The sequence below is a fragment of the Thermodesulfobacteriota bacterium genome, from assembly GCA_030583865.1.
Taxonomy (GTDB): domain Bacteria; phylum Desulfobacterota; class GWC2-55-46; order GWC2-55-46; family GWC2-55-46; genus UBA5799.
This window is the reverse complement of the sequence record CP129479.1, coordinates 562,687-587,956: the sequence shown is the minus strand read 5'-3', so window position 1 is coordinate 587,956 and position 25,270 is coordinate 562,687. Positions and strand designations below refer to the sequence as shown.

The following is a 25,270-nucleotide window of genomic DNA, read 5'->3' as shown; positions in this document are numbered from 1 at the left end:
TCAAAAATGTTATTAAGTACCCGTTAAAACTTGCTTTTTTCTTACCGGAGAACGCTTTTGGGAAAAAGGCCGACCTCCGCCTTTATCGACAGGGAGGCGCTCAGGTTCAATTACCGCCAGTTGAGGAGCAGGATCCCTGCCGGAGCGGCCATGATGGCCGTTGTCAAAGCCGATGCCTACGGCCACGGGGATATCGAGGTGGCCCGCGTCCTCGAAGCAATGGGTTCAGAGTTTTTTGGCGTAGCCATCCCCGAGGAGGGGGCGAGGCTCAGGGAGGCCGGAATAAAAAGGCCTGTCGCCGTCCTGGGCGGCATCTTCCCGGACCAGGCCGGTGATGTATTCGACTATGACCTGACCCCGGTAGTCTTCGACATGAAGACCGCGCGCTCGCTCGATTCAGAGGCCCGGAAAAGGGGAGCAATTAAAAAAATACATGTTAAAATCGATACCGGCATGGGCAGGCTGGGCCTCCTGCCCAGTGAAGCGGGCCGGTTCTTTGCCGGGCTGAAGGAATTGCATAACCTGACCGTCGAAGCCGTGCTCTCGCATTTCGCCGAGTCCGAAAGCGCGGACAAGGTGTTTTCCGAGTCGCAGCTCTCGGATTTCAAGAGGTCCCTGGAGGAGATACGGGGGATGGGCTTCGACCCCTTGTTTACCGAGATAGCCAACAGCGCGGCGATAGTGGACCTAGAAAGCTCCCACCATAGCCTTGTAAGGCCCGGTATAATGCTCTACGGCTCCTACCCGGCCGAGCGCCTGAGGGAGAGGCTGGAACTGAAGCCGGTCCTTCAGCTCAAGACGCGCATACTGCACTTGAAGGGCGTGCCCCCGGGCTTCAGCGTGAGCTACGGGAGAAGGTTCGCCACAAAAAGGCAGAGTATGATAGCGACCCTCCCCATAGGCTATGCCGACGGCCTGCCGAGGAGGCTCGAAGGCAAGGGCGAGGCGCTCGTGGGCGGCAAAAGGGTGCCTCTCGTCGGCGCGATATGCATGGACCTCGCGATGGCCGACGTGACGGACGTTCCGGACGCTAAGGCCGGGGACGAGGTCGTCATAATCGGCTCGCAGGGCGCGGAGACGATAACCGCTGAAGAGGTCGCCGGAAAGGCCGGCACCATAAGCTACGAGATATTCTGCGGCATCTCCCGGCGGGTGCCGAGGGTCTATCTCTCCTGAGAGGGCTATGATAAGGGCATACCTCGAAAGCATAGGGCGTAGCGCGCAGCGCTTCGTCGAGGCCGCTGGGCTCATGGCGATCATGCTCATGCGCGCCCTTGTCCTCGTCTTCACGCCCCCCGTGAAGTTCCGGAACATCTTCAAGCAGATGGAGTTCGTGGGCGTGCAGAGCCTTTTCGTGGTCGTCCTTACGGGCTCGTTCACCGGCATGGTGCTCGCGCTCCAGGGGTATAACGCCTTGAAGAGGTTCGGCGCGGAAAGCCTCGTGGGGCCGACGGTCGCCCTCAGCATGGCGCGGGAGCTCGGCCCTGTCCTCACCGGCCTCATGGTCACCGGACGCGCCGGGAGCGCGATGGCCACCGAGCTCGGCACCATGCGGGTCACCGAGCAGATAGACGCCCTCGTCACCATGGCGGTGAACCCCGTCAAATACCTCGTCGTCCCCCGGATAATCGCGGGCGTCCTGATGTTCCCGCTCCTTACGATAGTCACCGACTTCGTGGGCGTGGTCGGCGGCTACGTCATAGGCGTACAGCTCCTCGGCATAAACCCCGGGGTCTACGTGGGCCGCACCATAGACTTCGTACAGGTGAGCGACATCATGACCGGGCTTTACAAATCTACCGTGTTCGGCCTCATAACCACGATGGTGGCCTGCTTCAACGGCTTCTACACGACGGGCGGGGCCGAGGGCGTGGGCAGGGCCGCGACCCTTTCGGTCGTAACTGCGAGCGTGATGATACTCGTATCCGACTACATAATGTCGTCTTTCATGATCTGAGGCCCAATGTCTCCGGCCGCCCTGATAAAGATATTCGGGCTTAAAAAGTCCTTCGGCCCGAAGAAGGTCCTCGACGGCGTGGACCTCGACGTGGAGAAGGGCAAGATAACCGTCATCATCGGGCGGAGCGGAGAGGGCAAGAGCGTCCTCTTGAAGCACATCATAGGCCTCCTCCGGCCTGACGAGGGGCAGATATTCCTCGAGGGCCAGGAGATAACCGCCATGCGGGAGCGCGAGTTCAACGAGGTGAGGAAGCGCTTCGGGATGCTCTTCCAGGGGGCCGCGCTATTCGACTCCATGTCCGTGGGCGGAAATGTGGGATTTCCGCTCAAGGAACACACGGACTTGAGCGATGAGGACATAATGAAGGTCGTGGGGGAGAAGCTCCGGAGGGTGGGCCTCGTGGGGGTCGAGAAGATGACGACAGCCGAGCTCTCCGGGGGAATGAAAAAGCGGGTGGGGCTCGCGAGGGCCATAGTGATGGACCCGGAGATAGTCCTCTTTGACGAGCCGACGACCGGCCTCGACCCCATAATGAGCGATTCCATCGCCGACCTTGTACTCGACACCCAGCGGGAGCTCAAGACGACATACGTCCTCATAACCCACGACATCCCGTTCACCTACAAGATCGCCGACAAGATCGCCATGCTCCACGAGGGGAAGATAATCGAGCAGGGCTCGGTCGAGGAGATGAAGAAGAACCCAAACCCCGTCGTCAGGCAGTTTCTCGAGGGCAGGGCCGAGGGGCCGATAAAGGTGTACTGAGCCGGGGCGGCTCGCCCTGCGTAAAAGGACAAAAGTCATACCGGCTTGAGCGTTTTTCGGTTTAAATCAGTCGGCTGGACCGGACCCGGAGATTAGAAGGAAAATGGAGCTTCCAAAACTCAGTTCTGAAGCCAAGGTAGGGCTCTTCGTCCTCCTCGGGGTGATACTCCTCGCCTACATGTCGTTGAGGCTCGGGGGCATACAGCTGGGCCGCGCCGAAGGCTACACCCTTTTCGTCGAGTTCGATTCCGCCGCCGGGCTCGACCCCAATGCGGCGGTGCGCGTGGCGGGCGTCGAGGTGGGGAGGGTCAAAAAGATTTCCCTCGTGGACCACAAGGCCCTTCTCGAGCTGCAGATACGGCCGGACATCAATATCGGCAAGGACTTTACCGCCGTCCTCACCACCAAGGGCCTCCTCGGCGAAAAGTACCTGGAGCTCCTGCCCGGCCAGCCAGGCGCGCCCCCATTGAAGGAGGGCGAATACATAACCCGGACCAGGGCCTACGCGGACATTGACAGGCTCATAACCATCCTGAGCGACGTCTCACTCGACATCAAGAAGATAACTGAGTCGCTGAGCAACGTCCTCGGAGGCGAAGCGGGCGAGCAGACCTTGAGCAACATCGTGAAGAACATCGAGGACCTCACATTCCGCCTGAACAGGATAGTCGCCAAGAACGACGACCAGTTCGAGAACATCATGCGGAACCTCGATTCCTTCACGGCCTTCCTGAACAGCGAAGGCCCACAGGTCACGACCGAGCTAAGGACCGCCATAAAGAGCCTGAGCGAGTCGCTCCTTGCGACCTCCGAGAACCTTGACGGCATGATATCCGAGAACCGCGGGAACCTGAAGGAAGGGGTCGAAAACCTCAAGGCCGCGTCCCTGAGCCTCCAGCAGGCCATGGACACGCTCAACAAGGTCGCAGGGGAGCTCGGCCCGGACATAAGCACCACCATGAGCTCGGTAAAGAGCATAACGCAGAAGATAGACCAGGGCCAGGGCACGCTCGGGCAGCTCGTGAACGACAAAACTCTCCACGAGAACATAAACAAGACCGTCTCCGGCATAAACAGCTACATAGAGCGGGCCGAAAGCTTCCAGACCTTCATCGGGTTCAGGGGCGAATACCTCTTCGACGCGCGCGACACCAAGAGCTACTTCACGCTCCGCATACAGCCCAAGGCCGACAAGTACTACCTCCTCGAAGTGGTCGACGACCCGAGGGGCAAGATCACCGAGGAGACGCGGGTGGTCGTAACCGACGGCGTCCCGTCCACAATAACCGAGACAAAGACCACGGACCAGATAAAGATATCGGCCCAGATAGCCAAGAGGTTCGACAACTTCGTCGTAAGGGGCGGCATAATCGAGTCTACCGGGGGCGCTGGCCTGGACTACTACATGTTCCGGGACAGGCTGAAGATCACCCTCGAGGCGTTCGACTTCAGCCGCGACGGCGGGGCGCACCTGAAGGCCGGAAGCACGCTCTACTTGAACAAGTTCTTCTTCCTCACCGCCGGATACGACGACTTTACGAACAACGTCGGCCTCAGGTCCGCGTACGTGGGCCTAGGCTTCCAGTTCAGGGACGAGGACCTGAAGTTCCTCCTCTCAAGCGCGCCGCCCGTGTCGTTCTAGGCAGGCTGCTCAAAAGTCCATCTGCTTCGAAGGCTACGTCGCTGGACACTCCGGCGTATACAAAAATACGCCACATTCATCGCCCCCCTATTCCAATGGGGGCCTCGCATCTGGAGCTTTTTGAGCAGCCTGAGCGAATTCGTGTTTCCGCAGCCTACCAAGTCGCCCGCACACTTTGTGAAAACCTTGATTCAAGGCAACCTCTAAAAATTAGAGATTTTTCCCGCAGTCAAGGAAGGCCGGGAATAAAAAGCGGAGCATATATGATAATATGTGAGCATTTTTATTCCCGGCCTGACACAGAATCCGGGGAAAAGATCAATTTTTAGAGGTTGCCTTACGCCTTGAAAAAGGATAAAAGATTAAGGCTGGCCCTCGGGCCAGCCTTAATCTTTTATGGAGACGACAGGCCCTCCCGCCAATTGAGCAAAAAAGCAGATAAAACGGGTTTAGGCATAGCCATAGACCTCGGGACTACCACGATCGCGGGCGCGCTCGTTGACCTCGGGTCGAATTCCATCGAGGCTTCCTCGTCGCTCCCCAACCCGCAGGCCGCATGGGGGCGGGACGTGATATCGAGGCTGGATGCGGCCCTGGCAGGCCCGGGTCCTCTCAGGGATATATCGGCGGCGGCCAGGAATGCATGTAACGGCCTGATCGAAAAGCTTGCGGGGGAGAGAAAGCACCTCGTGCAGGAGGTCTCCATAGCCGGTAATACCGTAATGGAGCACCTCTTTCTCGGCATCTCGCCGGAGCCGCTCTCGAAAGTCCCGTACAGGCCGGTCTTCATGGATTCGAAGCGCCTCCCGGCCTCAGAGGCTGGGCTCGATTGCGACGCAAAGGTTTACATTTTTCCCCTCATCGGGGGCTTTGTCGGCGGCGACGCGGTTGCGGTCGCGCTTGCCTTGGGGCTTAAAAAGGCTGAAAGGCCCGCGCTCGTCATAGACGTGGGCACGAATAGCGAGATACTCCTTGGCGTAAACGGGACCGTCCTCGCCACTTCCGCTGCCGCTGGCCCGGCATTCGAGGGCGGAGAAGTCGAGCAGGGCATGATTGCCGGCCCTGGTGCGATCGAGGGCCTCCGGATAGATGGTGACGCGCTACGCCTCGATGTCATAGGAAATGCTGCCGCCCGAGGCATATGCGGCTCGGGGCTGGTTGAGTCAATACACCAGCTCATAAATGCGGGGGCTATAGACAGGTCCGGGAGGATTCTGGACAGTGACGAGGTAAAGACAAACCTCGCATCCAGGATAAAACCCGGAAAGGACGGGAACTCCTTTGTCCTCTACAGGGACGCCAAAGGAGAGGTCCGGATAAACCAGGCGGACGTGAGGGCGCTCCAGACCGCAAAATCCGCGACCAGGGCAGGTATGGCCGTACTGCTTGAAAAAGCCGGAGTAAAGCCCGAAGAGGTCGAGCGGGTGTACGTCGCGGGCGCGTTCGGCGCCCACCTGAGCCCGGCGGCCCTCCGGGGCATAGGCCTGCTGGACAGCAAGTGGCAGGACGTGAGATTCGTCGGAGACGCCGCGCTCGAGGGGGCGGCCCTGGCCCTCTCTGACGAAAAGAAAAAAGAGGCCGAGGATCTGGCTGAAACTGCCAGATACGTGCCGCTTTCCGGAAGCCCCCGGTTCGAGCGGGAGTTCATAAGTAACATGGGGTTCTGAAGGATCCCGCGACCATAGCTGTTAAGGCAACCTCTAAAAATTAGAGATTTTTCCCGAAATCAAGGAAGGCCGGGAATAAAAAGCGGAGCATATATGACAATATGTGAGCATTTTTATTCCCGGCCTGACAAAGAGTCCGGGGAAAAGATCAATTTTTAGAGGTTGCCTTAAAATGCCTGGAACCCGGGCCAGAGGCCCGGCTCTTAATACATAAGGAGGTCCGCGGTACACAGATGAAGAGGATAAGGCGAGCGATAATAAGCGTAACCGACAAGACCGGCGTGGTCGAGTTCGCAAAGGAGCTCTCGGCAGCCGGGGTGGAGATCATCTCGACCGGCGGAACGGCCGAGCTTATAAAAAATGCCGGGGTGACCGTGATCCCCATTTCGTCCTACACGGGTTTCCCGGAAATGCTCGACGGCAGGCTCAAGACCCTGCACCCGAAGATACACGGCGGCATACTCGGCATGCGGGCGAACCCCGCGCACCAGAAGGAGATGGAGACGAACGGTATACTCCCCATCGACATGGTTGTCGTGAACCTCTACGCTTTCGAGGACACCATCGCCAAGGGCGCGACCCTCGAGGACGCCATAGAGAACATAGACATAGGCGGGCCCACCATGATACGGGCCGCTGCAAAGAACTACGATGACGTAGCCGTGGTCGTCGACCCCTCGGACTACGCGGGCATAGTCTCCGAGATGAAGGAGAAGAAGAACTGCCTTTCGAAGATGACGCGGTTCGCGCTCGCGAAAAAGGTATTTCAGCTCACGGCCCGCTACGACGCGGCCATCTCGAATTACCTCGGCACCGTGCCCGACATCCCCGAGGCCGAGCCCAGGAAGGAGTTCCCGGACACCTACACCGTCCAGTTCGAGAAGGTGCAGGACCTCCGCTACGGCGAAAACCCCCACCAGAAAGCGGCCTTCTACAGGAGGCGCGTAAAGGGACAGGCCGGGCTCGCCGGGGCGAAGCAGCTCCAGGGAAAGGAGCTTTCCTACAATAACATCCTCGACCTCCACGCGGCCCTCAACCTCGCGGCCGAGTTCCACGAGCCGGCGGCGGTGATTGTAAAGCACAATAACCCCTGCGGCACCGCAGTATCGAAAGCCGGGCTCCTTGGCGCGTACAGGCTCGCCTACGAGTGCGACAAGACCTCGGCCTTCGGCGGAATCGTGGGCCTCAACAGAAAAGTGACCAGGGAAGTCGCAGAGGAGCTGGGGAAGATATTCCTCGAAGCAGTGATAGCCCCGGAGTTCGCGCCCGAGGCTCTCGAAGCACTCTCGTCGAAAAAGAACCTCCGCCTGCTTGAGATGGGCGACATCAAGCCGGAAGTCCTCTCCTTCGGCCCTGCTGACCTCGACATAAAGAGGGTTTCCGGCGGGGTGCTCCTCCAGGGGCTCGATATCGAGAGCGCCTCCGACCTCAAGACCGTAACGGAGCGCGGGCCGAATGAAAAGGAGCTCGAGGACCTCCTCTTCGCCTGGAACGTCTGCAAGCACGTGAAAAGCAACGCCATCATCTTCGCAAGGGACACGCGGACGATCGGCATCGGCGCGGGCCAGATGTCCAGGATAGACTCGACCCGCATAGCCTCGCAGAAAGCCGCGGACGCCGAGCTCTCCGTAAAGGGGTCGGTCATGGCCTCTGACGCCTTCTTCCCGTTCAGGGATAACGTTGACCTCGCGGCGGAACACGGCGTGACCGCCATAATCCAGCCCGGCGGCTCGATACGCGACGAAGAGGTAATAAAGGCGGCGAACGAGCACGGCATCGCAATGGTCTTTACAGGAGTAAGGCATTTCAGGCATTGATGGAAATTTCACCGGAGAAGGGCAGCAAATGAAGGTACTCGTGGTAGGCGGCGGCGGCAGGGAGCACGCCCTCGCATGGAAGCTCAAGGAGAGCCCGAAGGTCGAGAAGGTATTCATCGCGCCGGGAAACCCCGGCACGGCGCTCCACGGCGAGAACGTCCCCATATCCGCGGACGACATACCCGGCTTGAGGGACTTCGCGCTAAAAGAGGGGGTCGCGCTTACGGTAGTGGGCCCGGAGCTTCCGCTTACGCTCGGCATAGTGGACGAGTTCGAGAAGGCGGGCCTCAAGGTCTTCGGGCCCTCGAAGGCCGCCGCGGAAATAGAGGGGAGCAAGGCTTTCAGCAAGGAGATCATGACCCGCTACGGCATCCCCACGGCCTTCTACCAGTCGTTTGAGAAACCAGGCCCGGCAAAGGCCTTTATCCAGGAGCACGAGCCGCCTTTTGTCGTAAAAGCCGACGGCCTCGCGGCCGGCAAGGGCGTCATAATATGCCAGACCAGGGACGAGGCCATCGATGCCGTAGACCTCATAATGACCCGGAAGGCTTTCGGGGGCGCGGGGAAAAAGATAATTATCGAAGAGTTCCTGAAGGGCGAGGAGGCGTCTTTCCTGGCCATAACCGACGGAAAGACCGTCGTGCCCCTTGCCCCTGCCCAGGACCACAAGGCGGTTTATGACAACGACACGGGCCCCAATACCGGAGGCATGGGCGCGTACTCCCCTGCCCCTGTAGTTGCGCCGGAGATGGAAAAGTACATTACCGACACGGTGATGCTGCCGACAGTGCGCGCGATGGAGGCCGAAGGGAGGCCCTACAGGGGCGTCCTCTATGCCGGTCTCATGCTCACCGAGGCAGGCCCGAAGGTGCTGGAGTTCAACTGCAGGTTCGGGGACCCGGAGACCCAGCCCATACTCATGCGGATGGAGACCGACCTCATCGACGTGCTAATGGCCGCGGTCGACGGGAGGCTCGATGAAGTCCTCATCCGGTGGAAGGACGAGGCCGCGGTCTGCGTTGTCATGGCCGCCGCGGGCTATCCCGGCGACTACATAAAAGGGACCGAGATCAAGGGGCTCAAGGAAGCCGCGCTCATCAAGGACACGATGGTCTTCCACGCAGGCACGGCCCTGAGGGACGGAATGGTCGTCACATCGGGCGGCAGAGTTTTGGGTGTCACGGCCCTCGGTGGCACCATAAGAGATGCCATCGCCAGGGCCTATGAGGCGGTTTCGATGATAAGCTGGGAGGGCGCGCACTACAGGAAGGACATCGGGCAGAAAGCGCTACGAACCGGCACCGACGCGCCCTGATTGATTACGACTTAATAACCCACAAGGGAGATTTCGCATGTCAAACACACCTCTCGTAGGCATACTCATGGGGAGCGATTCGGACCTTCCCGTCATGGAAGAGGCCGCAAAGGTACTTAAAAGTTTCAACGTCCCTTACGAGATGACCGTCTCCTCGGCGCACAGGACGCCCAAGAGGACGCTCGATTACGCGAGGAGCGCGGAAGGCCGCGGCATAAAGGTCGTCATAGCCGGGGCCGGGAGCGCCGCCCATCTCGCGGGCTTCCTCGCCGCCGAGACAACGCTTCCGGTAATAGGCGTGCCCATAGACTCAAGCCCGCTGAAGGGGCTCGATTCGCTCCTCTCGACCGTCCAGATGCCGGGCGGCGTGCCGGTTGCCTCCATGGCCATAGGAAAGGCCGGTGCAAAGAACGCAGGGATCTTCGCCGTCCAGATACTCTCAATTGGCGACGCTTCCCTGAGAGAAGCCCTAAAGAGGCACAGGGAAGAGATGGCCCGACAGGTCGAGGAAAAGGCGGAGAAGCTCAAGGCATGAGTATATGCCCGGAACCTCTATAATACAGGCTCACGCCGATTACTCTGGCGCTATAGAGGTCTTCAGGGCCGGAGGGGTCATAGCGTATCCCACAGAGACCTTCTACGGCCTCTGCGTCGACCCTTTCAATGAAACTGCGGTAGAAGCCCTTTATAATCTTAAAGGCAGGCCGCTATCGAGCCCCATCCCCCTAATAATCGGGGATGCCGGCATGCTCGGTGGCGTCGCTTCCGTTATCACCCCGCTCGCCCATAAGCTCATCCAAAAGTTCTGGCCCGGCCCGCTGACCCTTGTGCTCAAGGCCGCGCCAACCCTTCCACCGGGGCTCACAGCCGGGACCGGCACCATCGGGGTCCGGCTCTCGGGGAGCGCACACGCGAGGAGGCTTTCAGTAATGCTATCCTCTCCAATAACCTCAACGAGCGCAAACCCTTCGTGCAAGCCGCCCGCCACAAGGCCCGGAGAGGTGCTCTCTTTTTTCGACGGCTCCATCCGGATGCTCATAGACGGGGGGGCGTTAAAGGGCGGGAAAGGCTCGACGATAGTTGACGCCACAGGGGAAGCGCCCGTCATAATCAGGGAGGGCGAGATACCTTCCTCCTTGATAATCGATTAGACGGAATCAGACTCCGCAACCCTTCGTATTTACTATCATTTATAATAACATTCAAAAAAATCGTCTTGCGACAACATTTTTCCTAAAGTCTCAAGACGGCTTGCCGATAATACATAAAGGAGGTTTATATGCTCCGTCCTGTCGGCATATCATCATCCGGTATCTTCGCCTCTTTCAAGCTCCTCGATACTACGGCCCACAATGTCGCCAACTCCAATACCGACGGCTTCAAGCGCCATTCGGTATCATTCAAGGAGGCCCCTCTGGGAGGGGTTCAGGCTTCGGTCTCAATTGACCCGAGCCCCGGCGCGCGCTACCTCGACATGGGCATTGCCGAGGCCTCGAACGTGGAGCTTGCTTACGAGATGGTCTCTCTCATGACCGCAAAGCACATGCTCTCGATAAACGCGGCGGCCCTCAAAACCGGCTTTGAGATGGAGAAGTCCATCATCGACATAATCGCCTGAACGGTTTCACCCCGTTCGATCGTCTAATCCTTCCTGAGGCGCGCCGCGAAAAAGCCGTCCATCCCGTGCCTGTGCGGAAAGGTCCTAAGGAAACCATCCGGGCCCACGAGTTCGCTGCATTGGGGCGGAAGATAGCCGGAAGCGTCCTCTATCGAAAACTCCCTGTGCTTTTCAAGGAATCCGGAGACAGTCCCCTCCGTCTCCTCTGGCTCGAAGGTGCAGACCGAATAGACTAGCCTGCCGCCTTTCCTGAGATACCCGGCGAGGTTGTCGAGAAGCCGCGCCTGTATCCCGGCAAGCTCCCTTATATCCTCCTCCTTCCGCCTGTACTTGGAATCGGGCGCCCTTCTGAGCACCCCGAGGCCCGAGCAGGGCGCGTCGCAGAGTATTGCGTCAATTGTGCCCTCTTCGATGAAACCAAGCGGCGCTGAGGCGTCCGCCTCGAAGGTCTTTATTATCTTATCAACGCCGAGCCTCGAAGCCGTCTCAATTACGGCCCGGAGCCTCGCAGCGTTCCTGTCCAGCGCGTATATCGCGCCCCTGTTCTCCATGAGCTGGGCCAAGTGCGCGGTCTTTCCCCCCGGGGCGCTGCAAGCGTCCAGAACGGCCTGTCCTGGCCCTGGGGCAAGTAGCAGAGGCACGAGCTGAGAGGCCTCGTCCTGGATATAGTACCTCGCATCCTTTGCCCCGAGCGCGCCGCCTCCGCGAATATCGAGCCCGTAAGGCGAATAGCGCGTCTCTGCCGCCTCGAAGCCCTCGCTTTTCAGCTCAACGGCAAGCCGTTCCCTGGTCGAGAGAATGGTATTCACCCTTATTGTCCTCGGTGGAGGCTCCTGCCCTGCCCTGCAGATTTCCTCGGCCTCATCAAGGCCGTATCTTCCCGCCCACCTGCGCACCATCCACTCGGGATGGGACCAGGAAACCGAGATGCGCCGGACCGGGCCGTCCTCCCCGGGCACGGCTATCCTCTCTTTTTCGGCAAGTATCTTCCTCAGGACAGCGTTCACGAACCCGGCCCTTTTCCTATCGGGCTTTACCAGCTCTACGGACTCGTTGATGGCGGCCGAGGCTGGCACCCTGGTGAGGAAAAGTAGCTGATATGCGCCTAACCGCAAGGCGTTCAGCACCATCCTTTCGAGCTTCGTAACCCTTATGGACGAGAAAAGGTCTATGGTGTAGTCGAGCCTCAACTTCCACCTGAGCACGCCGTAAGTGAGCTCGGTCGCGAGCCCCGCGTCAAGGGAGCTTAGATTCCTGAGCTCCCTATCGAGGAGTATGTCCGCGTACGCCCCTCCCTCTACCCTCTCAAGCACTCTGAGGGCCGCTTCCCTCGCGCCGGTTTTCTTATGTTTTTCAGCCAACTCACCCTCCTCGTTTCAAAGAGTTTACCACGCGTGACCGGCAATTCAATCGATTTAAAAAAGCGGCGCCGCGGTCCGGCTTTTACGCAACAATATATGAAATTAATTAAAGTATCCGCGCAGACCTCCCGATAAACGAAATATCGCGTCTTACTATTCCTCAATAAAACGCAATATTTTTTTGTATTTGGACCTGAGGAGGGCCGTATGAGATTTTTAGACCGTTTGAGCATCAGGAACTTCATGTTGGCGGCAATAGGCTTTCTGGTTCTGGCTCTCGCAACCCTTTCCGCATGGAATACTCTCTGGAGCTACCAGAAATACAAGGAGACTACCCGCATGGGGGAGGCCAACGAGCTTTCCGACCATCTCCTTGACGCCGCCGGTTTCGCCGCGCTGGAAAGGGGGACGACATTCATGGCCCTCTCATCCGACAAGCCGGCTGAGAACGCGATAGTACTCAGGATAGAAGGGGTGCGGAAGCAGCTTGACGGATCGCTCAAGGCCGCCCTGGACCTGTCCAGGACGCTTATGGACGTGGACCCGGGAAACCACCTTCTGATAGCCCGGACAAAGGAACTTGAAAGGCTCGGCTCGGAACTCCCGAATACAAGGGCCAGAGTGGACTCAAACATAGCCAGGCCGGCCAAGGACTACCAGGCCCAGGAATGGTTCAAGTTCGCCACCTCCCTCATAGACGCCGCATCGGAAGCCAGGCTCGCCGCCTTCGCCTCAAGCGCCAGCACCGACACCAACCAGGAGGCCCTCAGGATGAACCTGGAAGTGAAGCAGGCGGTCTGGCTCATGGGCGAGTACGCGGGCAGGGAGCGGGCCGCTATGGCAGGGGTAGTGTCCAGGCGGGTCCCGGTTGACGACGCGACCCGCGAAAAGCTCAACACCTTCCGCGCCATTACAGATATCAACCTCAAGCCGGTCCTCCGCCTGAAGGAAACCCAGGGCATCGACCCGAAGGTGACCGAGGCGGTCTCGAAGATGGAGTCAACCTTCCTGGGAAGCTTCGCGAGCGTGCGGAGCTCCGTGATGGCCGCAAGCTCGACCGGCGACTACGGCATAACGGGCCGGGAGTGGATAGAAGAGAGCACCAAGGGCATCGATACCATACTCGAAGTCTCGGCGGCCGTGGGCGAGATGGTCAATTCCCGGATAGCCGCGGACCTGAGGACGTCAAAGGCCGTAATGGTCGTCTCCGCGGCGACCCTCCTTGTCGTACTCGTCCTGGGGATAGGCTCTGCCCTTGTGATCAAGGGCAAGGTGGTCATGCCGCTCCATTACCTCTCGGAGGCGATGTCAAAGGTCGAGCGCACGAACGACCTGACCCTCAAGCTCGACCTCTCATCGGAAGACGAGAGCGGCAAGGCTGCCGACGCCTTTAACCGCATGCTGGAAAGGTTCCGCTTCATAGTGAACGAGCTGCATACGTCCATAGAGCAACTCGCGTCGTCCTCGGAGGAGCTCTCGGCCACCGCCGTCCAGATAGCCGGGGGCTCGCAGTCGCAGAGCTTCAAGGCGAACCAGGTCTCGACCGCCGCCCAGGAGATGAGCGCCACCATCATCGAGGTCGTAAAGAACGTCTCCGGGGCCGCGGAAGCCGCCAGGGAGGCGAGCGAGGTCGCCGTAAGCGGCGGGGGGATAGTCTCCGAGACAATCGATTCCATGAACGGCATTGCCAAATCGGCGCGGGAATCGAGCGAGACGATATCCAAGCTCGGCAGCCGCTCCGAGGAGATAGGGAACATCATAAGCGTCATAAACGACATAGCCGACCAGACGAACCTCCTTGCCCTGAACGCGGCCATAGAGGCCGCGAGGGCCGGCGAGCAGGGGCGCGGCTTCGCCGTAGTCGCCGACGAGGTCAGAAAACTGGCGGAAAAGACCATGAAGGCAACGAAGGAGATAGGCGTGATGATAACCGCCATGCAGGAGGAGACCGGCAAGGCGATATCCTCGATGGAGCACGAGGTCAAGGCCGTTGAGAAGGGGGTCAAGCTCGCCACGGCAGCCGGCCAGTCGCTCCAGGAGATAGTCGAGAAGGTCGGCGCGGTTACCTCCAGGATGCACCAGGTCGCGGCAGCGGCCGAGCAGCAGTCGACAACGACCGACCAGATAAGCGGCGACGTAGCCACGATGGCCAACGTGATAACCGACACTTCCGCAAGCGCCCAGCAGATAGCAAGGGCGAGCGAGGAGATTGCGGAGCTGGCGACCGGCCTCAAATCAAAGGTCGAGGTCTTCAATATCAGCAAGAAACACCGCGAGAATGCGACCGCCGCGTTTGCCAACCACGAATCGGAAGAGTACGCGGCTTAGCTGACCGGCGGAATAGACACGAGTCAAAAAGCCCTCCCCGAAAGGGGCAGGGCTTTTTTTTGAGCCCCGGCGTTTCTTGAAAAACCGCCCCTTATTTGTTACGATTTAAATTGATGGAAGAGCACGGTACGATAATCCGGAAGGACGGTGACAGGGTGGCCATACGGGCGACGAGGACTGGCGCGTGCGAGAGCTGCTCCTCGAAAAAGTCCTGCGCGACTGCGGGCGCTGCCGACGCCGAGGTCATCGTCGATGCCATAGACCCGGTCGGCGTAAAGGTGGGCGACAAGGTCGTATTCTCGGTGAGCGCCGGGTCGGTCCTGAAGGCCGGGGCGCTCTTGTATCTCTTTCCCATACTGAGTTTCATGGCCGGGGTGGCTCTCGGGCAATCGGTATTCCCGAGGTTCCTGCCCGGCTACCATCCTGACCTCGTCTCCGGCATGGCCGGGGTGGTCTTTTTAGCCGCCGCCTTCGGCCTGCTCAAAGGCTTCAGCATTCTTTCCGAGCGCGGCGGGTCTTTAAGGCCCCGGGTCCTGAGGGTCGAATAATCAGCCGCCTGTTATATGTTCTTTTCCCCGATTCTTTAACTACCACCTTTACATGATCCCTATGTATTCGGAGGCTTAAGGCCAGTGTCGATAGATATAGTCACCCAGAACAGGAAGGCTTACCACGATTATTTCATAGAGGAGACCTTCGAGGCGGGCATTATCCTCACCGGCACGGAGGTAAAGTCGCTCAGGGCGGGAAAGGCCAACCTGAAGGACGGCTACGCCAAGATAATGGGCGAAGAGGCGTTCCTGCTGAACGCCCACATAAGCCCCTACTCGAAGGCTGACGGCTTCCGGCAGCACGAGCCGGACAGGACCCGGAAGCTCCTCCTGCACAAGAAGGAGATAAGGAGGCTTCTCGGCAAGACCCGCGAGAAGGGCTACACCCTCATTCCTACCAAGATATACTTCAAGGACGGCAAGGCCAAGGTGGAGCTGGGGCTCGCGAAGGGAAAGACCTTCTACGACAAACGTGAGAGCATAAAGAAGCGGGACGTGAAGAGGGAGATGGAGAAGGCCCTCAGCAAGCGCGGGAAGAACTGAAAACCTCTTTTAAGCCTCCAGCCTGTATGGTATAATTAATAGGAATGCAGGAAAGGCATCTTGTTCTTTGAAAAATGGGGGCGACTGGCTTCGACGGGACGGTCTGAATCCGGGTGAAGCATGCCGAGCTCTATCTCCTCGTAAATCAGATAGACAAAAACAGTCGGCAACGACTACGATTACGCCCTGGCCGCTTAAGCCGGCCAGCGTCTTTCAGGCTTTCTCCTGCGGGGCCTGAGGGACGACACTTAGCAGGATGGCTTCCGGGGCTCTGTCCGAAGGACCTGGGAGCGAGACTCAACCGGGCTGGCTTTCCGGATCGTACGCCTTCAGGGGGCCGGAGAGCGAGATTTTACCCTGACAGGATAAGCATGTAGAAGAACCGGGTAAGCGTTGCCGGACGCGGGTTCGATTCCCGCCGCCTCCACCAATTTAAATAAAGAAGGGGTAGCCCATTACAGGCTGCCCCTTCTTTATTTCGGGCTTTCACCTGGTTACTGCCGGGTGCGCGTCCCCGGAGTCCCTTACCGCCTTTGAGGTTGAATCGACTCCGTTGCAGACCAGCGGGACCCTTCCCTCCTTTATCGATATTGCGGCTGTATCAAGCGGCGCGGAGATCTTAAGCGCCATTTTGCCGCGCACGGCCTTCACGGGATTGTCCCCGGACGAAACCGCCTTCGGGCACCCGGCATGGGTCGCGATCTGATGGCTTGCCGCCATAGGGCTTATCCCAGAGACATGGCGGGATTGGTGCGCAAGGCGGGCAATTGACCCTGCGTGGGCGCATGTTGAAATGAGGCGCCCATGGTGGACGAGCCTCCCCGCCGCCGTATTTGACGCAATAGCTTCATGCCGCTCCCAGCCCAAAAAGGCGGGCTTCAGATACCCGGACGACCACCCGTGGAAAGCCGGTGAGATGCTCATGTCGCCTTTTCCCTCGTCTTCTCGGCGGTCCTGTAGGAATAGGTAAGGACGGGGGTAGTGCCGTCGTCGTCGAAGTAGGTGAAGGTCCTTGTGCCGTCGCCGTTGTCGGCCTCGGTCATCCTGTTTGTAGCGTGCTTGCGGAGGGTCGTTACGGCCTCGCGGACGACGCTTATGCCCAAGTTATCCGGGGGCTCATATTCCATAGAGGCAAGCCTAGTCGAAGGGTTCACGTCCAGCACGACTTCCCTATCGTCCTTGATGGAAAACTTCCCGCAGCCGACTACCGGGTCGATGTAGGCCGGGGCCTCTCCGGCCTGCCTCCGTACCGCGAAGGTGTATTCCCCGTCCTCCCACTCCTCTCTGCTCTCCGAAAGCGCATACTCCCCTTTTCTTGTGCCGTCCTCGGGCATGGGAGAGAAGGGCATCTCCGGCGCGGCCTTGAAAACGCCGTCGCCTGGGTCGAGGAGCCAGAAATCCGAAAGGCGCAACAATCTCAGATGCAGGGAGAGCCCCGTATCTCCGTAATGCTCGATGAGCTTAACGTTCGCCATTATCCGGCCACCGCTTTTTTCAACAGCATCCTCAGAGCTTCGTCTCTTTCCTGGGGCGTCCAGACCGGCGCCTGAAGCCTGGCCTTGTCCTCGTCCCTGACGATAATTACCGGCCTTTCAGCCATCAGTATACCTCCACCATTTCTTCAACCCACCCTTCCCTTTCATACAGCTGTCCCGATCCCACGTAGTACTTGCCCCTGCCTTCCGAATCGGCTTTCCCGGCAACGCGCCTCAAGTCCATGCAGATGTCCTTGTTCTCCGGCGCGACCTCGTCTATGTCTAATTCGGACAGGAGGATGTTGGTCGTGTGGGCGAACCAGAACCAATCCCTTTCCGGCACGGCGTAATAAATCTCTCCGTCATCCGCATTGAAAAGAAGCCTCATCACCACCCCCTAATCTATGTACGCCGGGTCGGATGCGCCTGACGGGTTCTTGTCCGTAGTATTGCCGGAGAAGATGAACTGCGAGGTCACCCCGAAGGCCGCGCCCGTGTCGGCGAATATCCCCGTAGTGCTGTTTCTCACGCGGGCCTTCCCCTGTATGGCCGGGCTGCCGACGAAACTCCCTATGCCGCCGAAGCGCATGTTGAAAGCCCTGTTGCAGTTCTCGAAAATGCCGCTTAAGACCCTTACGGTCGCGTTCTGCTGGCAGAATACGGCCCAGCTGCTGCCTGCCGTCCCGTTCCCCCTGACCCTGGTCCCTTCGATATCGACGGTGCTCCCGACAAGGACTGATACGCCCCTGCCTCCTGATATATCCGTAAATACGTAACAGTCCTTGAGCATCAAGGTGGCGGTGTATGCGTAGATATTGAGTATCCTGGTGGTCAACACGTCCGAGCAGGCCTGCATGACGACGTTTGAGCCCACGTCGCAGGCTATGAAGTATGACGGCGGAGTGAGGACAGTTTCACGGAATCCTATCCTGTGGAAAACGACATTGGCCTGATAGGGCTTGACCCATATCGGGTAGGCCTGCCCGCTCCCGCCCATGCCCCATTTCGTGCCTTCCTTGTATATGGAAAACTTCTCGCCATTCACCGGTGCCGCAGCTGTCGAGCCCCTTATCCCTATCTGGAAGGTATTGCAGATGCTGAGGGTGTCCGAAGTGTTCGTGTCTATCAGATATTCCTGCCCGCGGAGCGCTGTCGTGGGCGTATCATCCGTGAAGCGCACCCACATGTTCTTGAATCGGTCAATCGCCCATCCTGCCCCGGTTTTCACGAGAGTGCCCTGGTTGTCGGCGTTCCCGCTCGTTCCGCCGGTTGCAACCGTCTCGGAAAGTTCTATCGCCTGCTCGCCCCTTACGGTCAGCGTATACGGGCCGGTAAAATACTTTCCTCCGAGGGCCACGTCTTCGGCAAATGTAGCGTTGCTCAAATTTACGAGGACGTCTCCGCTCAGGAAGCCTGGAATGGAATCGACCGCATACTGGATGGATGCGAATGCGCCGCTGCCCGCCCCGAAGCCGTGGTCCGCGTCGTCGGTCCCGTTCTCGAGGTCGACGAAGATGCTCATTCCGGAGAAGGACCCGACAGGCACCCATGCCCCCGATGAGTTCCGGGTGTATGCTATGTCCCTGTCGGTACGGTAATGCGTTTTTCCCGCATAGGCGACCTCAGGCCATGACTGGCCGGCCGACATCCGGGGCACCCAGATGAAGCCGTTCCATTCGAGCGATTGTCCAGGGGACGACCCGGAGGTCATTCCTCTTGACGGGGTTGAGAGCGCCATCCGTTCACTTCCTTTCCCGGGCCCACTTCTCGAGCCCCCTGGTGCCGGCGGCAACGCCCAGTATCACCAGCATCGATTCCCATATGCCGGAGGGTATGTCGATTGGCTGCAGGCCCAGGCTTCTGAAGTAAGGCAGAAATATGTAGTTATTGACGATGACACCAGCGAACGTGAACCCGATAAGCGGGCGCCAGGACCACCTCATCCAGTGCTCGCTCCTGCCCTCTTCCCTGATAGTGGCGTTGACCGATTCGAGGGCCCTTGCTTCGGTCTCGGCCTCCTTCAGTGCAAGCTCCAGGGCCCTTATGCGGAACTCCTCCCTCTCCTTCTCGCTTAACGAGGAAGGCAGGTACTTGTCCGCAAGCTTGTCTATGACCCTTCCGAGGGTGCCCTGGACTATGCTGGCGACGACCGGCTCAGGCATCGGGTATGCGTCCTTCTTTGCAGCTTGGATATAAGCCTGGTGCATAAATTCCGCCTTGCCCCGAAAGACCGTCCGTATTTCATGGCCTTGCCCGGATTTTTATTAAGGGGGATGGACGGAAATGCAGGAAGGCTTGAATACAAACTATTGAAATCGGCTATAATAAGCTATGCAACCTCTAAATCAGAAATTATCCCCGCCTTTCCCGGAAGGGGGGAAATAAAAAGCGGAGCATAAATGTAAATATGTGAGCATTTAATTAGCGTGACCTACACAGAGTCCGGGGAAAAGATCAATTTTCAGATGTTGCCTTATGCCCAAATCGCGAAAGGAACCATTGCCCGAGGATGAGCCAGAGGATACGAAGGATCGCCTTCTGTCTTTTCGCGTCCCTGCTTGCCTTGATATCAACCCATGATAGCGCGGGAGCCGAGGTCTCCGCGGGTTATGCCGCCGACTTCATAAAGGCGTCCTGGACAAACGCCGTGGTGCTCAGGTACGACCACAGGGAAACGCGGCTCGGCGCGCAGGCCATGTACTGGGACGGCCCGTTCGGCTCGAACACCTCATTGGCTGTGGACTATGACGTCCTGCCGGGCGGGAAATGGGACTTGAACCTCGGGGGCGCCTACATATCGAAAATAAGCGAGGTAAACGGGACGCATTTCAATTTTTCGCTCGGGGCCGGAGTAAACCTTGGAGAGCGGTTCCGCGTACAATTTACGCACTTTTCCAACGCGCATGATGACCACAACATGGGATGGAACTTCCTTGCGTTCCTCGTAAGGTTCTAGATTAATTCCGCTAAAAGCGCCAGCCCCCGAACAGGGCCTTGTTGCGGTCGTATTTCTTCCTGAGGTTCCTTTTTATATGCAGGAACTTCTTGCCGAGCCTCCTCAAGCCCATTGGCCCGTGCCCGTGCTCGATGTCCATGTATGTCTCAGGTGCCGGGACCTTCTCTTCAGGAGCGCCCCTGTACTGCCCGGGAGACTCTACCTTCGGAACGGTCCCGGTTTCGTCGAATTGCCCCTTTACCGTATTTTTTCTAAACCTGGGCATAATGCCCTCCCGCCTTTCCTTATCTCTTCCTCCCTTTGAAGGCAGCTCCCTGCCTCTTAAGCTGCTCGACAACCTGCTGGGAAAAGCCCGGCACATTCCTTACGTCGTCCCAGGTCCTGAACTCCCCGTACTCTTCCCTGTAGTCAAGGAGCAGCTGGGCCCTCTCCCTGCTTATACCGCCGATATTCGCAAGGTCTTCCATGCTGGCAGTGTTAAGGTTCAAAGCCATCCGCCCCTCCAGTTGCTCGGGTTCCTTGTAATCCATATGCCTTTCATTCTTTAATTCCAACGCCTATAATAACTATAGGCAGGTCCCTGAGGATGTTCAACATCGCCCGGAAGAGGCTTACAATTTCGGAGACTGAACCCTATTAAAAACCCGTTGTTTTTAAAGGAGTTTTATTGTAAGATTTATTGATGGAATCTACTTGCCACAGGAGCTTCCAGGATTTCACAAGTCCCACCTTCGGCCGTCTTGGCATAGATGAAATGTTCGAGAAGGTCATAGAGTACGTCAGCGATAGCCCGGACCAGACCTACAACGTAATAATCGGAACCGATTCCTTCCTCAACAGCGAGACCCTGTTCGTAAGCGCCGTGGTCGTCCACCGGGTCGGGCACGGCGGCAGGTACTTCTACAAGAAGTCGCAGCGACGAAAGATGGAGAGCCTCAAGCAGCGCATCTTCTACGAGGCCACGATGAGCATAGAGCTTGCGTCAGTGCTACGGAAGATGCTGAACGAAAAGGGGCTCAAGGACCTGCCGCTCGAGATACACCTCGACATCGGCGAGAACGGCGAGACCAGGGAGATAATAAGGGAAGTGGTCGGCATGGTGACAGGCTCAGGTTACGCCGCAAGGACCAAGCCCGACTCTTTCGGGGCAAGCAAGGTAGCAGACAGGCACTCGAAATGACCACCTGGACTAAAATACAGAATAACCGGAGAACCGAGTTTCAAGCACGAGCGGTTATTTCATCCCTGGGCTGAAAGGCCGGGGTGGTTTACGACCGGCTTCAAAAACATCTCTTCAGACCCGACGGCAATACCCGAAAAAACTGAAATCCGACAGGGAAAACTCATGCGATCCAGGCCCTCACAGCGTCCCTTTTCGTTTTTCCTTTTCGCGTCGCTCCTCTTCTCAATACTCGCGTCAGCCGTCTCCATCCATGCCGGAGCCATGAGATACGCCTTTCAGGAGACGTTCTCAAACCCTGACCCGGCGACCGGGCTGCCCAGGGACTGGGTCCCTTTCGACTTCCCGCAGAAGAAAGGCACAACGTACAGGATAGTCGAGAATAGCGGGAACCAGGCCCTTATGGCGGAGAGCGAGCACGGGGCTTCCGCCCTCTATATGAAATTCAGCGCCGACCCCGGGGAGTTCCCCCTCCTCTCATGGAGATGGAAGGTCGAGAACGTGCTTTCCGGGGACGAAAGGACGAGGGACGGCGACGATTACGCGGCAAGACTCTGCGTGATATTCGAGTACGAGCCCGATAAGGCCAGCTCTTATGATAAACTCAAGCAGGCGCTCGCAAAGACGGTCCTGGGCCTTGAGGCGACCGGTAATACCATAGCCTATGTCTGGGCTGGCGGGCTCGGTAAGGGCGAGGCCATCAGAAGCCCCTTCAGCGAGAGCATGATGATGGTGGCCGTCGAGAGCGGCCCCGAGCTTTCAGGCAGCTGGGTGCATGAGCAAAGGAACGTACTCGAGGACTACAGGAGCCTCTTCGGGGAGGAGCCCCCGGCCATTGCAGGGATAGCGCTGATGACGGACACCGACAACACGAAGAGCAGGGCAGTGGCGTACTATGGAGACATAACGCTCGGGAAACCGGACGGAGGCGCGGATGTCAAGCGTTAAGGAGGAGATATCAAAGGCCCAGGGCCTCATAAGCCACGGTGTATATGTAATAAGCACCGTGCATGAGGGCAGGGCCAACGCGCTCACGGCAGCCTGGGTCGCGAGGGCCTCGTTCGTCCCGCCCCTCGTGACCGTCTCGGTCGGCAAGGCCCGGTTCTCGCATGACCTCATAAGGGATGCGGGAATATTCGCGGTCAACATACTCGGCCCGGAGGACGTAAGCATCGGGAAGCACTTCGGCCTCAAGACCGGGAGGAAGACAGACAAATTTGCCGGGATAGAGTACGAAATAAAGGCAACCGGCGCTCCGGTCCTCGTCGAATGCGCCGCATGGCTCGACTGCAGGGTCGCCTCGTCCCATGATGCCGGAGACCATACCCTCTTCATCGGCGAGGTATTGGAAGCCGGCGTGAGGAGGCAAGGGGCGAAGCCGCTCATCTACGAGAGGGAGAATTTTTTCAAATAAGCCCGCATATCCCGCACGACCGGCAACCCTCCCCGCCCTGGCCTGAAATCTTTGCTACAATTAGGGAATAGCATATGCGAGGCGCATCGCCGCGCCATCCGGGTATCTGCTACAACAAAGGAGGTCCGGGATGATGAAAAAGCTCAAGGCCTTGCTTATCTTCCCTCTTTTAATCGTATTCGCGCCTTCGGAGGGCGGCGCCTATTATTTCGGCGGGCTCGAAGACTATGTGGCGGGCGTGCCATCGCAGGTCCAGAAGCCATCTTTCCTTGAGCAGTTCGGGGGGGAGATATTCTACGAGACGATGTACGCCGGTAACCTCGGGGAAATGGACCCTGAAAACCGGACGATGGTGCTCCAATCCGAGGTCCCGGGCTTTCTTGGGCCCGAGGGCGTTTCCGTGCCCTTAAGCATCGGCAACCGGGCGGCAGTGGACTTCTGCAGCCAGGGGGAATGCAGGAGGGTAGGCGAAGAGGGCTGGGAAAGCCTTGCGTCCCTTCCCGCCGAAGACCTCCAGGGCTCGCGGATAATCGCGCTCGGCTCGCCCGAGGACCCGGCAAGGATAATAACGGTCATACAGGAATAGGCCCGGGGGCGAAAGACGAGCCGGGATGGATGGGGCGGCGTACAAGGGGCTTTTATGGCTGCCCCGCCTATTTCCTCCCCACCATCCTCCTGAACTCGTCCTCGTCTATTATCCTGAGACCCAGCTCCCTGGCCTTGTCGTACTTTGAGCCGGGCTCTTTGCCGGCCACGACGAAATCGACCTTCTTCGATATAGACCCGGCTGCCTCGGCGCCGAGCGACAATACGAGGTCCTTTGCCTCGTCCCTCGTGAACGATTCGAGCGTCCCGGTAAAGAGGAAGACCTTGCCCGCAAGCGGGCCCCCTCCCTTCTCCTCCTCTTTGGGGAATGCCACCCCGGCCTTCCCGAGCTTTTCGACTACCTGGCGGTTGTGCGGCTCCCCGAAAAAATCGACCACCGCCTTGGCGGTGCCAGGGCCTATCTCCGGCACGTTGACAAGCTCTTCCTCGCTGGCCTTCATGAGGTTTTCAATCGACCCATAATGCTTTGCCAGCACAATCGCGAGCCGCTCGCCCACGCCCTTTATGCCGAGGGCGTAGATGAGCCTCTCAAGCGTGGGCTTTTTGCTCTTTTCAATTGCCGTCATGAGGTTGGATATGGACTTTTCCTTCCATTTGGCAAGGTTACGGAGGTTATCCGGCGTAAGCTCGACGTAGATGTCGGCCACATCCCTGAGGAGTCCCGCCTCAACGAACTGTTCTACGTGCTTATCCCCCATGCCTTCGATGTCCATGGCCCTTTTCGAGGCGAAGTGCCTGATGCTCTCCTTCAGCTGCGCCGGGCAGAGTAGCCCCCCTGTGCAGTAGTGTATGGCCCCGACCCTCTCCACCTTCGAACCGCACTCCGGACAATCCTCCGGCATACGGAACTCTTTTGCGCCGGAAGGCCTCTTTTCCTTAATTACCGAAAGGACCTCGGGTATCACGTCCCCTGCCCTCTGCACGATGACGGTGTCCCCTGGCCTCACGTCCTTCCTCTCTACTTCGTCGAGGTTATGGAGGGTGGCGCGCTCGATTGTAACCCCGCCGACCTGGACAGGCTCAAGGAGCGCGACAGGCGTAAGCGCCCCGGTCCTCCCCACGCCCACTGCTATGTCCTTTACGCGGGTCGATTCCTGCTTTGGAGCGAACTTGTACGCGACCGCCCAGCGCGGGCTCCTCGTGAGCATGCCGAGTTTTTCCTGAAGAGCGATGCTATTCACCTTAAGGACCACGCCGTCGAGCTCGTAGTTTAGCCCCTCCCTCTTCTCCTCTATCTCATTATGGTATCCGAGGGCCTCCTCTATCCCGGAAAGACGCCTTACGAACGGGTTCACCTTGAGCCCGAGGCTTTTTATGAGCTCAAGCGACTCGAGATGGGTCTTTATCTCCACGCCCTCGGCAAGGCCGAGCCCGTAGCAGAATATGTCGAGGGGCCTTGAAGCCGTAATCCTCGGGTCAAGCTGCCGCACCGACCCGGCGGCCGCGTTCCTCGGGTTCGCAAAAAGCGGCTCGCCTTTTGATTCGCGCTCCCGGTTTATCTTTCTGAACGCCTCAAGAGGCAGGAAGACCTCGCCGCGCACCTCGAGATACTGAGGGGCCTTGCCCTTTAGCTTAAGCGGCACCGAGCGTATGGTCCTCAGGTTCTGGGTAACGTCCTCGCCAACGACGCCGTCGCCCCTGGTGGAGCCCCTGGCAAATAAGCCGTTCTCGTATACCAGCTCCACCGCGAGCCCGTCCATCTTGGGCTCGCCCACGTATTCAATCTTCTCGTCAGGAGGGAGATTAGCCTGCCGCTTGATCCTCAGGTCGAACTCGACCGCGTCCTCGTCGGAAAACGCGTTCCCCAGCGATAGCATGGGCATGGAGTGCTTGAGAGTCCCGAAGGCCGCAAGGGGCTTCTCCCCCACCCTCTGGGTCGGGGAGTCCGGAGTTATGAGGCGAGGGAATGCCGCTTCAAGGTCCTGGAGGGCCTTCATGAGCCGGTCGTACTCGGCATCTGTTATTATGGGGCTATCCAGGATATAATAGCGGTAATTATGGTAATTTATCTCTTTTCTCAGCCGGTCTATCTCGGCCCTGGCGGCTTTTTCGTCCATGGACGATATACTTAG

At 58.6% G+C, this 25,270-nt stretch carries 29 protein-coding genes and 1 other RNA gene; 20 read left to right on the top strand and 10 right to left on the bottom strand.

Annotated features, from left to right (window positions below; genetic code table 11):
• The first annotated feature begins 57 nt into the window (after positions 1-57).
• The 10 genes from alr (at position 58) to QY316_02750 (ending at position 10,784) form a co-directional block, all read left to right on the top strand.
• On the top strand, positions 58-1,176 hold the full coding sequence (gene alr, locus QY316_02795) for an alanine racemase (protein ID WKZ33350.1): 1,119 nt from the start codon (positions 58-60) through the stop codon (positions 1,174-1,176).
• 7 nt (positions 1,177-1,183) lie between these two features.
• A complete protein-coding gene (locus tag QY316_02790; protein ID WKZ33349.1) occupies positions 1,184-1,957 on the top strand; it encodes an ABC transporter permease in 774 nt (257 codons plus the stop codon).
• Between the two features lie 6 nt (positions 1,958-1,963).
• Complete coding sequence (locus QY316_02785) at positions 1,964-2,725, top strand: ABC transporter ATP-binding protein (protein ID WKZ33348.1); 762 nt, start codon at positions 1,964-1,966, stop codon at positions 2,723-2,725.
• Between the two features lie 103 nt (positions 2,726-2,828).
• A complete protein-coding gene (locus QY316_02780) occupies positions 2,829-4,367 on the top strand; it encodes an MlaD family protein (GenBank protein WKZ33347.1) in 1,539 nt (512 codons plus the stop codon).
• A gap of 422 nt (positions 4,368-4,789) precedes the next feature.
• Positions 4,790-6,034 carry an ASKHA domain-containing protein gene (locus QY316_02775; protein WKZ33346.1) on the top strand — a complete coding sequence of 415 codons (1,245 nt, stop codon included), beginning with the start codon at positions 4,790-4,792 and terminating at the stop codon, positions 6,032-6,034.
• A gap of 233 nt (positions 6,035-6,267) precedes the next feature.
• Positions 6,268-7,851, top strand: coding sequence for a bifunctional phosphoribosylaminoimidazolecarboxamide formyltransferase/IMP cyclohydrolase (gene purH / locus QY316_02770; protein ID WKZ33345.1), 1,584 nt, complete (start codon positions 6,268-6,270; stop codon positions 7,849-7,851).
• 28 nt (positions 7,852-7,879) lie between these two features.
• Positions 7,880-9,166: a phosphoribosylamine--glycine ligase gene (gene purD / locus QY316_02765; GenBank protein WKZ33344.1), complete on the top strand. Its 1,287-nt coding sequence runs from the start codon at positions 7,880-7,882 to the stop codon at positions 9,164-9,166.
• A 37-nt stretch (positions 9,167-9,203) separates the two neighbouring features.
• Complete coding sequence (purE, locus tag QY316_02760) at positions 9,204-9,701, top strand: 5-(carboxyamino)imidazole ribonucleotide mutase (GenBank protein WKZ33343.1); 498 nt, start codon at positions 9,204-9,206, stop codon at positions 9,699-9,701.
• Between the two features lie 4 nt (positions 9,702-9,705).
• Positions 9,706-10,317: an L-threonylcarbamoyladenylate synthase gene (locus QY316_02755; GenBank protein ID WKZ33342.1), complete on the top strand. Its 612-nt coding sequence runs from the start codon at positions 9,706-9,708 to the stop codon at positions 10,315-10,317.
• A gap of 128 nt (positions 10,318-10,445) precedes the next feature.
• Positions 10,446-10,784 (top strand): flagellar basal body rod C-terminal domain-containing protein, encoded by a 339-nt coding sequence (locus tag QY316_02750; protein ID WKZ33341.1) that lies wholly within the window; start codon positions 10,446-10,448, stop codon positions 10,782-10,784.
• Positions 10,785-10,807: 23 nt separating this feature from the next.
• On the opposite strand, the gene rsmB is transcribed toward QY316_02750, so the two are convergent.
• The gene (rsmB, locus tag QY316_02745; protein WKZ33340.1) at positions 10,808-12,145 is read right to left on the bottom strand and encodes a 16S rRNA (cytosine(967)-C(5))-methyltransferase RsmB; all 1,338 of its coding nucleotides are present in this window, start codon (positions 12,143-12,145) and stop codon (positions 10,808-10,810) included.
• A gap of 207 nt (positions 12,146-12,352) precedes the next feature.
• Between rsmB and QY316_02740 the strand changes: the two genes are divergently transcribed.
• The 4 genes from QY316_02740 to ssrA all read left to right on the top strand — a co-directional run bounded on the left by QY316_02740 (position 12,353) and on the right by ssrA (position 15,997).
• Positions 12,353-14,473 carry a methyl-accepting chemotaxis protein gene (locus QY316_02740; GenBank protein ID WKZ33339.1) on the top strand — a complete coding sequence of 707 codons (2,121 nt, stop codon included), beginning with the start codon at positions 12,353-12,355 and terminating at the stop codon, positions 14,471-14,473.
• Between the two features lie 113 nt (positions 14,474-14,586).
• Positions 14,587-15,021, top strand: coding sequence for a SoxR reducing system RseC family protein (locus QY316_02735; GenBank protein ID WKZ33338.1), 435 nt, complete (start codon positions 14,587-14,589; stop codon positions 15,019-15,021).
• Between the two features lie 84 nt (positions 15,022-15,105).
• Positions 15,106-15,567 (top strand): SsrA-binding protein SmpB, encoded by a 462-nt coding sequence (gene smpB, locus QY316_02730; protein ID WKZ33337.1) that lies wholly within the window; start codon positions 15,106-15,108, stop codon positions 15,565-15,567.
• Positions 15,568-15,643: 76 nt separating this feature from the next.
• Positions 15,644-15,997, top strand: a transfer-messenger RNA (tmRNA) gene (gene ssrA / locus QY316_02725).
• A 56-nt stretch (positions 15,998-16,053) separates the two neighbouring features.
• Here ssrA and QY316_02720 read toward each other — a convergent pair.
• The 6 genes from QY316_02720 to QY316_02695 all read right to left on the bottom strand — a co-directional run bounded on the left by QY316_02720 (position 16,054) and on the right by QY316_02695 (position 19,204).
• Positions 16,054-16,287 (bottom strand): hypothetical protein, encoded by a 234-nt coding sequence (locus QY316_02720; GenBank protein ID WKZ33336.1) that lies wholly within the window; start codon positions 16,285-16,287, stop codon positions 16,054-16,056.
• 200 nt (positions 16,288-16,487) lie between these two features.
• On the bottom strand, positions 16,488-17,042 hold the full coding sequence (locus QY316_02715) for a hypothetical protein (protein WKZ33335.1): 555 nt from the start codon (positions 17,040-17,042) through the stop codon (positions 16,488-16,490).
• Positions 17,042-17,167 (bottom strand): hypothetical protein, encoded by a 126-nt coding sequence (locus QY316_02710; protein WKZ33334.1) that lies wholly within the window; start codon positions 17,165-17,167, stop codon positions 17,042-17,044. Before QY316_02710 ends, QY316_02715 begins: the two co-directional genes overlap by 1 nt.
• Positions 17,167-17,430: a hypothetical protein gene (locus QY316_02705; GenBank protein WKZ33333.1), complete on the bottom strand. Its 264-nt coding sequence runs from the start codon at positions 17,428-17,430 to the stop codon at positions 17,167-17,169. The genes QY316_02710 and QY316_02705 overlap by 1 nt, the downstream gene beginning before the upstream one ends.
• A gap of 9 nt (positions 17,431-17,439) precedes the next feature.
• Positions 17,440-18,780 carry a hypothetical protein gene (locus QY316_02700; GenBank protein WKZ33332.1) on the bottom strand — a complete coding sequence of 447 codons (1,341 nt, stop codon included), beginning with the start codon at positions 18,778-18,780 and terminating at the stop codon, positions 17,440-17,442.
• Positions 18,781-18,784: 4 nt separating this feature from the next.
• Positions 18,785-19,204, bottom strand: coding sequence for a 3TM-type holin (locus tag QY316_02695; GenBank protein WKZ33331.1), 420 nt, complete (start codon positions 19,202-19,204; stop codon positions 18,785-18,787).
• Positions 19,205-19,228: 24 nt separating this feature from the next.
• On the opposite strand from QY316_02695, the gene QY316_02690 reads away from it, so the two are divergent.
• Together QY316_02690 and QY316_02685 are read left to right on the top strand one after the other, a co-directional pair.
• On the top strand, positions 19,229-19,441 hold the full coding sequence (locus QY316_02690) for a hypothetical protein (GenBank protein WKZ33330.1): 213 nt from the start codon (positions 19,229-19,231) through the stop codon (positions 19,439-19,441).
• A 110-nt stretch (positions 19,442-19,551) separates the two neighbouring features.
• A complete protein-coding gene (locus QY316_02685) occupies positions 19,552-19,998 on the top strand; it encodes a hypothetical protein (protein WKZ33329.1) in 447 nt (148 codons plus the stop codon).
• Between the two features lie 10 nt (positions 19,999-20,008).
• On the opposite strand, the gene QY316_02680 is transcribed toward QY316_02685, so the two are convergent.
• Together QY316_02680 and QY316_02675 are read right to left on the bottom strand one after the other, a co-directional pair.
• Positions 20,009-20,263, bottom strand: a complete 255-nt coding sequence (locus QY316_02680; protein WKZ33328.1) for a hypothetical protein — start codon at positions 20,261-20,263, stop codon at positions 20,009-20,011.
• A gap of 19 nt (positions 20,264-20,282) precedes the next feature.
• The gene (locus QY316_02675; GenBank protein WKZ33327.1) at positions 20,283-20,492 is read right to left on the bottom strand and encodes a helix-hairpin-helix domain-containing protein; all 210 of its coding nucleotides are present in this window, start codon (positions 20,490-20,492) and stop codon (positions 20,283-20,285) included.
• A gap of 188 nt (positions 20,493-20,680) precedes the next feature.
• Here QY316_02675 and QY316_02670 point away from each other — a divergent pair, with 188 nt between their 5' ends.
• From QY316_02670 to QY316_02655, 4 genes are all read left to right on the top strand, one after another.
• Complete coding sequence (locus QY316_02670) at positions 20,681-21,178, top strand: ribonuclease H-like YkuK family protein (GenBank protein WKZ33326.1); 498 nt, start codon at positions 20,681-20,683, stop codon at positions 21,176-21,178.
• Between the two features lie 165 nt (positions 21,179-21,343).
• Positions 21,344-22,126 (top strand): DUF3047 domain-containing protein, encoded by a 783-nt coding sequence (locus QY316_02665; GenBank protein ID WKZ33325.1) that lies wholly within the window; start codon positions 21,344-21,346, stop codon positions 22,124-22,126.
• Positions 22,113-22,592: a flavin reductase family protein gene (locus QY316_02660; GenBank protein ID WKZ33324.1), complete on the top strand. Its 480-nt coding sequence runs from the start codon at positions 22,113-22,115 to the stop codon at positions 22,590-22,592. Before QY316_02665 ends, QY316_02660 begins: the two co-directional genes overlap by 14 nt.
• Positions 22,593-22,722: 130 nt before the next feature.
• Positions 22,723-23,178, top strand: coding sequence for a hypothetical protein (locus QY316_02655; protein WKZ33323.1), 456 nt, complete (start codon positions 22,723-22,725; stop codon positions 23,176-23,178).
• Between the two features lie 67 nt (positions 23,179-23,245).
• On the opposite strand, the gene ligA is transcribed toward QY316_02655, so the two are convergent.
• Positions 23,246-25,255 (bottom strand): NAD-dependent DNA ligase LigA, encoded by a 2,010-nt coding sequence (gene ligA / locus QY316_02650; protein WKZ33322.1) that lies wholly within the window; start codon positions 25,253-25,255, stop codon positions 23,246-23,248.
• Positions 25,256-25,270: the final 15 nt, after the last annotated feature.

What these genes read in the sequence shown, in the direction of transcription:
- QY316_02790 (WKZ33349.1), top strand. Translation starts at nt 1,184, where the DNA reads ATGATAAGGGCATACCTCGAAAGCATAGGGCGTAGCGCGCAGCGCTTC.
- QY316_02785 (WKZ33348.1), top strand. Translation starts at nt 1,964, where the DNA reads ATGTCTCCGGCCGCCCTGATAAAGATATTCGGGCTTAAAAAGTCCTTC.
- QY316_02780 (WKZ33347.1), top strand. Translation starts at nt 2,829, where the DNA reads ATGGAGCTTCCAAAACTCAGTTCTGAAGCCAAGGTAGGGCTCTTCGTC.
- purH (WKZ33345.1), top strand. Translation starts at nt 6,268, where the DNA reads ATGAAGAGGATAAGGCGAGCGATAATAAGCGTAACCGACAAGACCGGC.
- purD (WKZ33344.1), top strand. Translation starts at nt 7,880, where the DNA reads ATGAAGGTACTCGTGGTAGGCGGCGGCGGCAGGGAGCACGCCCTCGCA.
- purE (WKZ33343.1), top strand. Translation starts at nt 9,204, where the DNA reads ATGTCAAACACACCTCTCGTAGGCATACTCATGGGGAGCGATTCGGAC.
- QY316_02755 (WKZ33342.1), top strand. Translation starts at nt 9,706, where the DNA reads ATGCCCGGAACCTCTATAATACAGGCTCACGCCGATTACTCTGGCGCT.
- QY316_02750 (WKZ33341.1), top strand. Translation starts at nt 10,446, where the DNA reads ATGCTCCGTCCTGTCGGCATATCATCATCCGGTATCTTCGCCTCTTTC.
- QY316_02740 (WKZ33339.1), top strand. Translation starts at nt 12,353, where the DNA reads ATGAGATTTTTAGACCGTTTGAGCATCAGGAACTTCATGTTGGCGGCA.
- QY316_02735 (WKZ33338.1), top strand. Translation starts at nt 14,587, where the DNA reads ATGGAAGAGCACGGTACGATAATCCGGAAGGACGGTGACAGGGTGGCC.
- QY316_02720 (WKZ33336.1), bottom strand. Translation starts at nt 16,287, where the DNA reads ATGGCGGCAAGCCATCAGATCGCGACCCATGCCGGGTGCCCGAAGGCG.
- QY316_02715 (WKZ33335.1), bottom strand. Translation starts at nt 17,042, where the DNA reads ATGGCGAACGTTAAGCTCATCGAGCATTACGGAGATACGGGGCTCTCC.
- QY316_02710 (WKZ33334.1), bottom strand. Translation starts at nt 17,167, where the DNA reads ATGGCTGAAAGGCCGGTAATTATCGTCAGGGACGAGGACAAGGCCAGG.
- QY316_02705 (WKZ33333.1), bottom strand. Translation starts at nt 17,430, where the DNA reads ATGAGGCTTCTTTTCAATGCGGATGACGGAGAGATTTATTACGCCGTG.
- QY316_02700 (WKZ33332.1), bottom strand. Translation starts at nt 18,780, where the DNA reads ATGGCGCTCTCAACCCCGTCAAGAGGAATGACCTCCGGGTCGTCCCCT.
- QY316_02695 (WKZ33331.1), bottom strand. Translation starts at nt 19,204, where the DNA reads ATGCCTGAGCCGGTCGTCGCCAGCATAGTCCAGGGCACCCTCGGAAGG.
- QY316_02685 (WKZ33329.1), top strand. Translation starts at nt 19,552, where the DNA reads ATGAGCCAGAGGATACGAAGGATCGCCTTCTGTCTTTTCGCGTCCCTG.
- QY316_02680 (WKZ33328.1), bottom strand. Translation starts at nt 20,263, where the DNA reads ATGCCCAGGTTTAGAAAAAATACGGTAAAGGGGCAATTCGACGAAACC.
- QY316_02675 (WKZ33327.1), bottom strand. Translation starts at nt 20,492, where the DNA reads ATGGCTTTGAACCTTAACACTGCCAGCATGGAAGACCTTGCGAATATC.
- QY316_02670 (WKZ33326.1), top strand. Translation starts at nt 20,681, where the DNA reads ATGGAATCTACTTGCCACAGGAGCTTCCAGGATTTCACAAGTCCCACC.
- QY316_02665 (WKZ33325.1), top strand. Translation starts at nt 21,344, where the DNA reads ATGCGATCCAGGCCCTCACAGCGTCCCTTTTCGTTTTTCCTTTTCGCG.
- QY316_02660 (WKZ33324.1), top strand. Translation starts at nt 22,113, where the DNA reads ATGTCAAGCGTTAAGGAGGAGATATCAAAGGCCCAGGGCCTCATAAGC.
- QY316_02655 (WKZ33323.1), top strand. Translation starts at nt 22,723, where the DNA reads ATGATGAAAAAGCTCAAGGCCTTGCTTATCTTCCCTCTTTTAATCGTA.
- ligA (WKZ33322.1), bottom strand. Translation starts at nt 25,255, where the DNA reads ATGGACGAAAAAGCCGCCAGGGCCGAGATAGACCGGCTGAGAAAAGAG.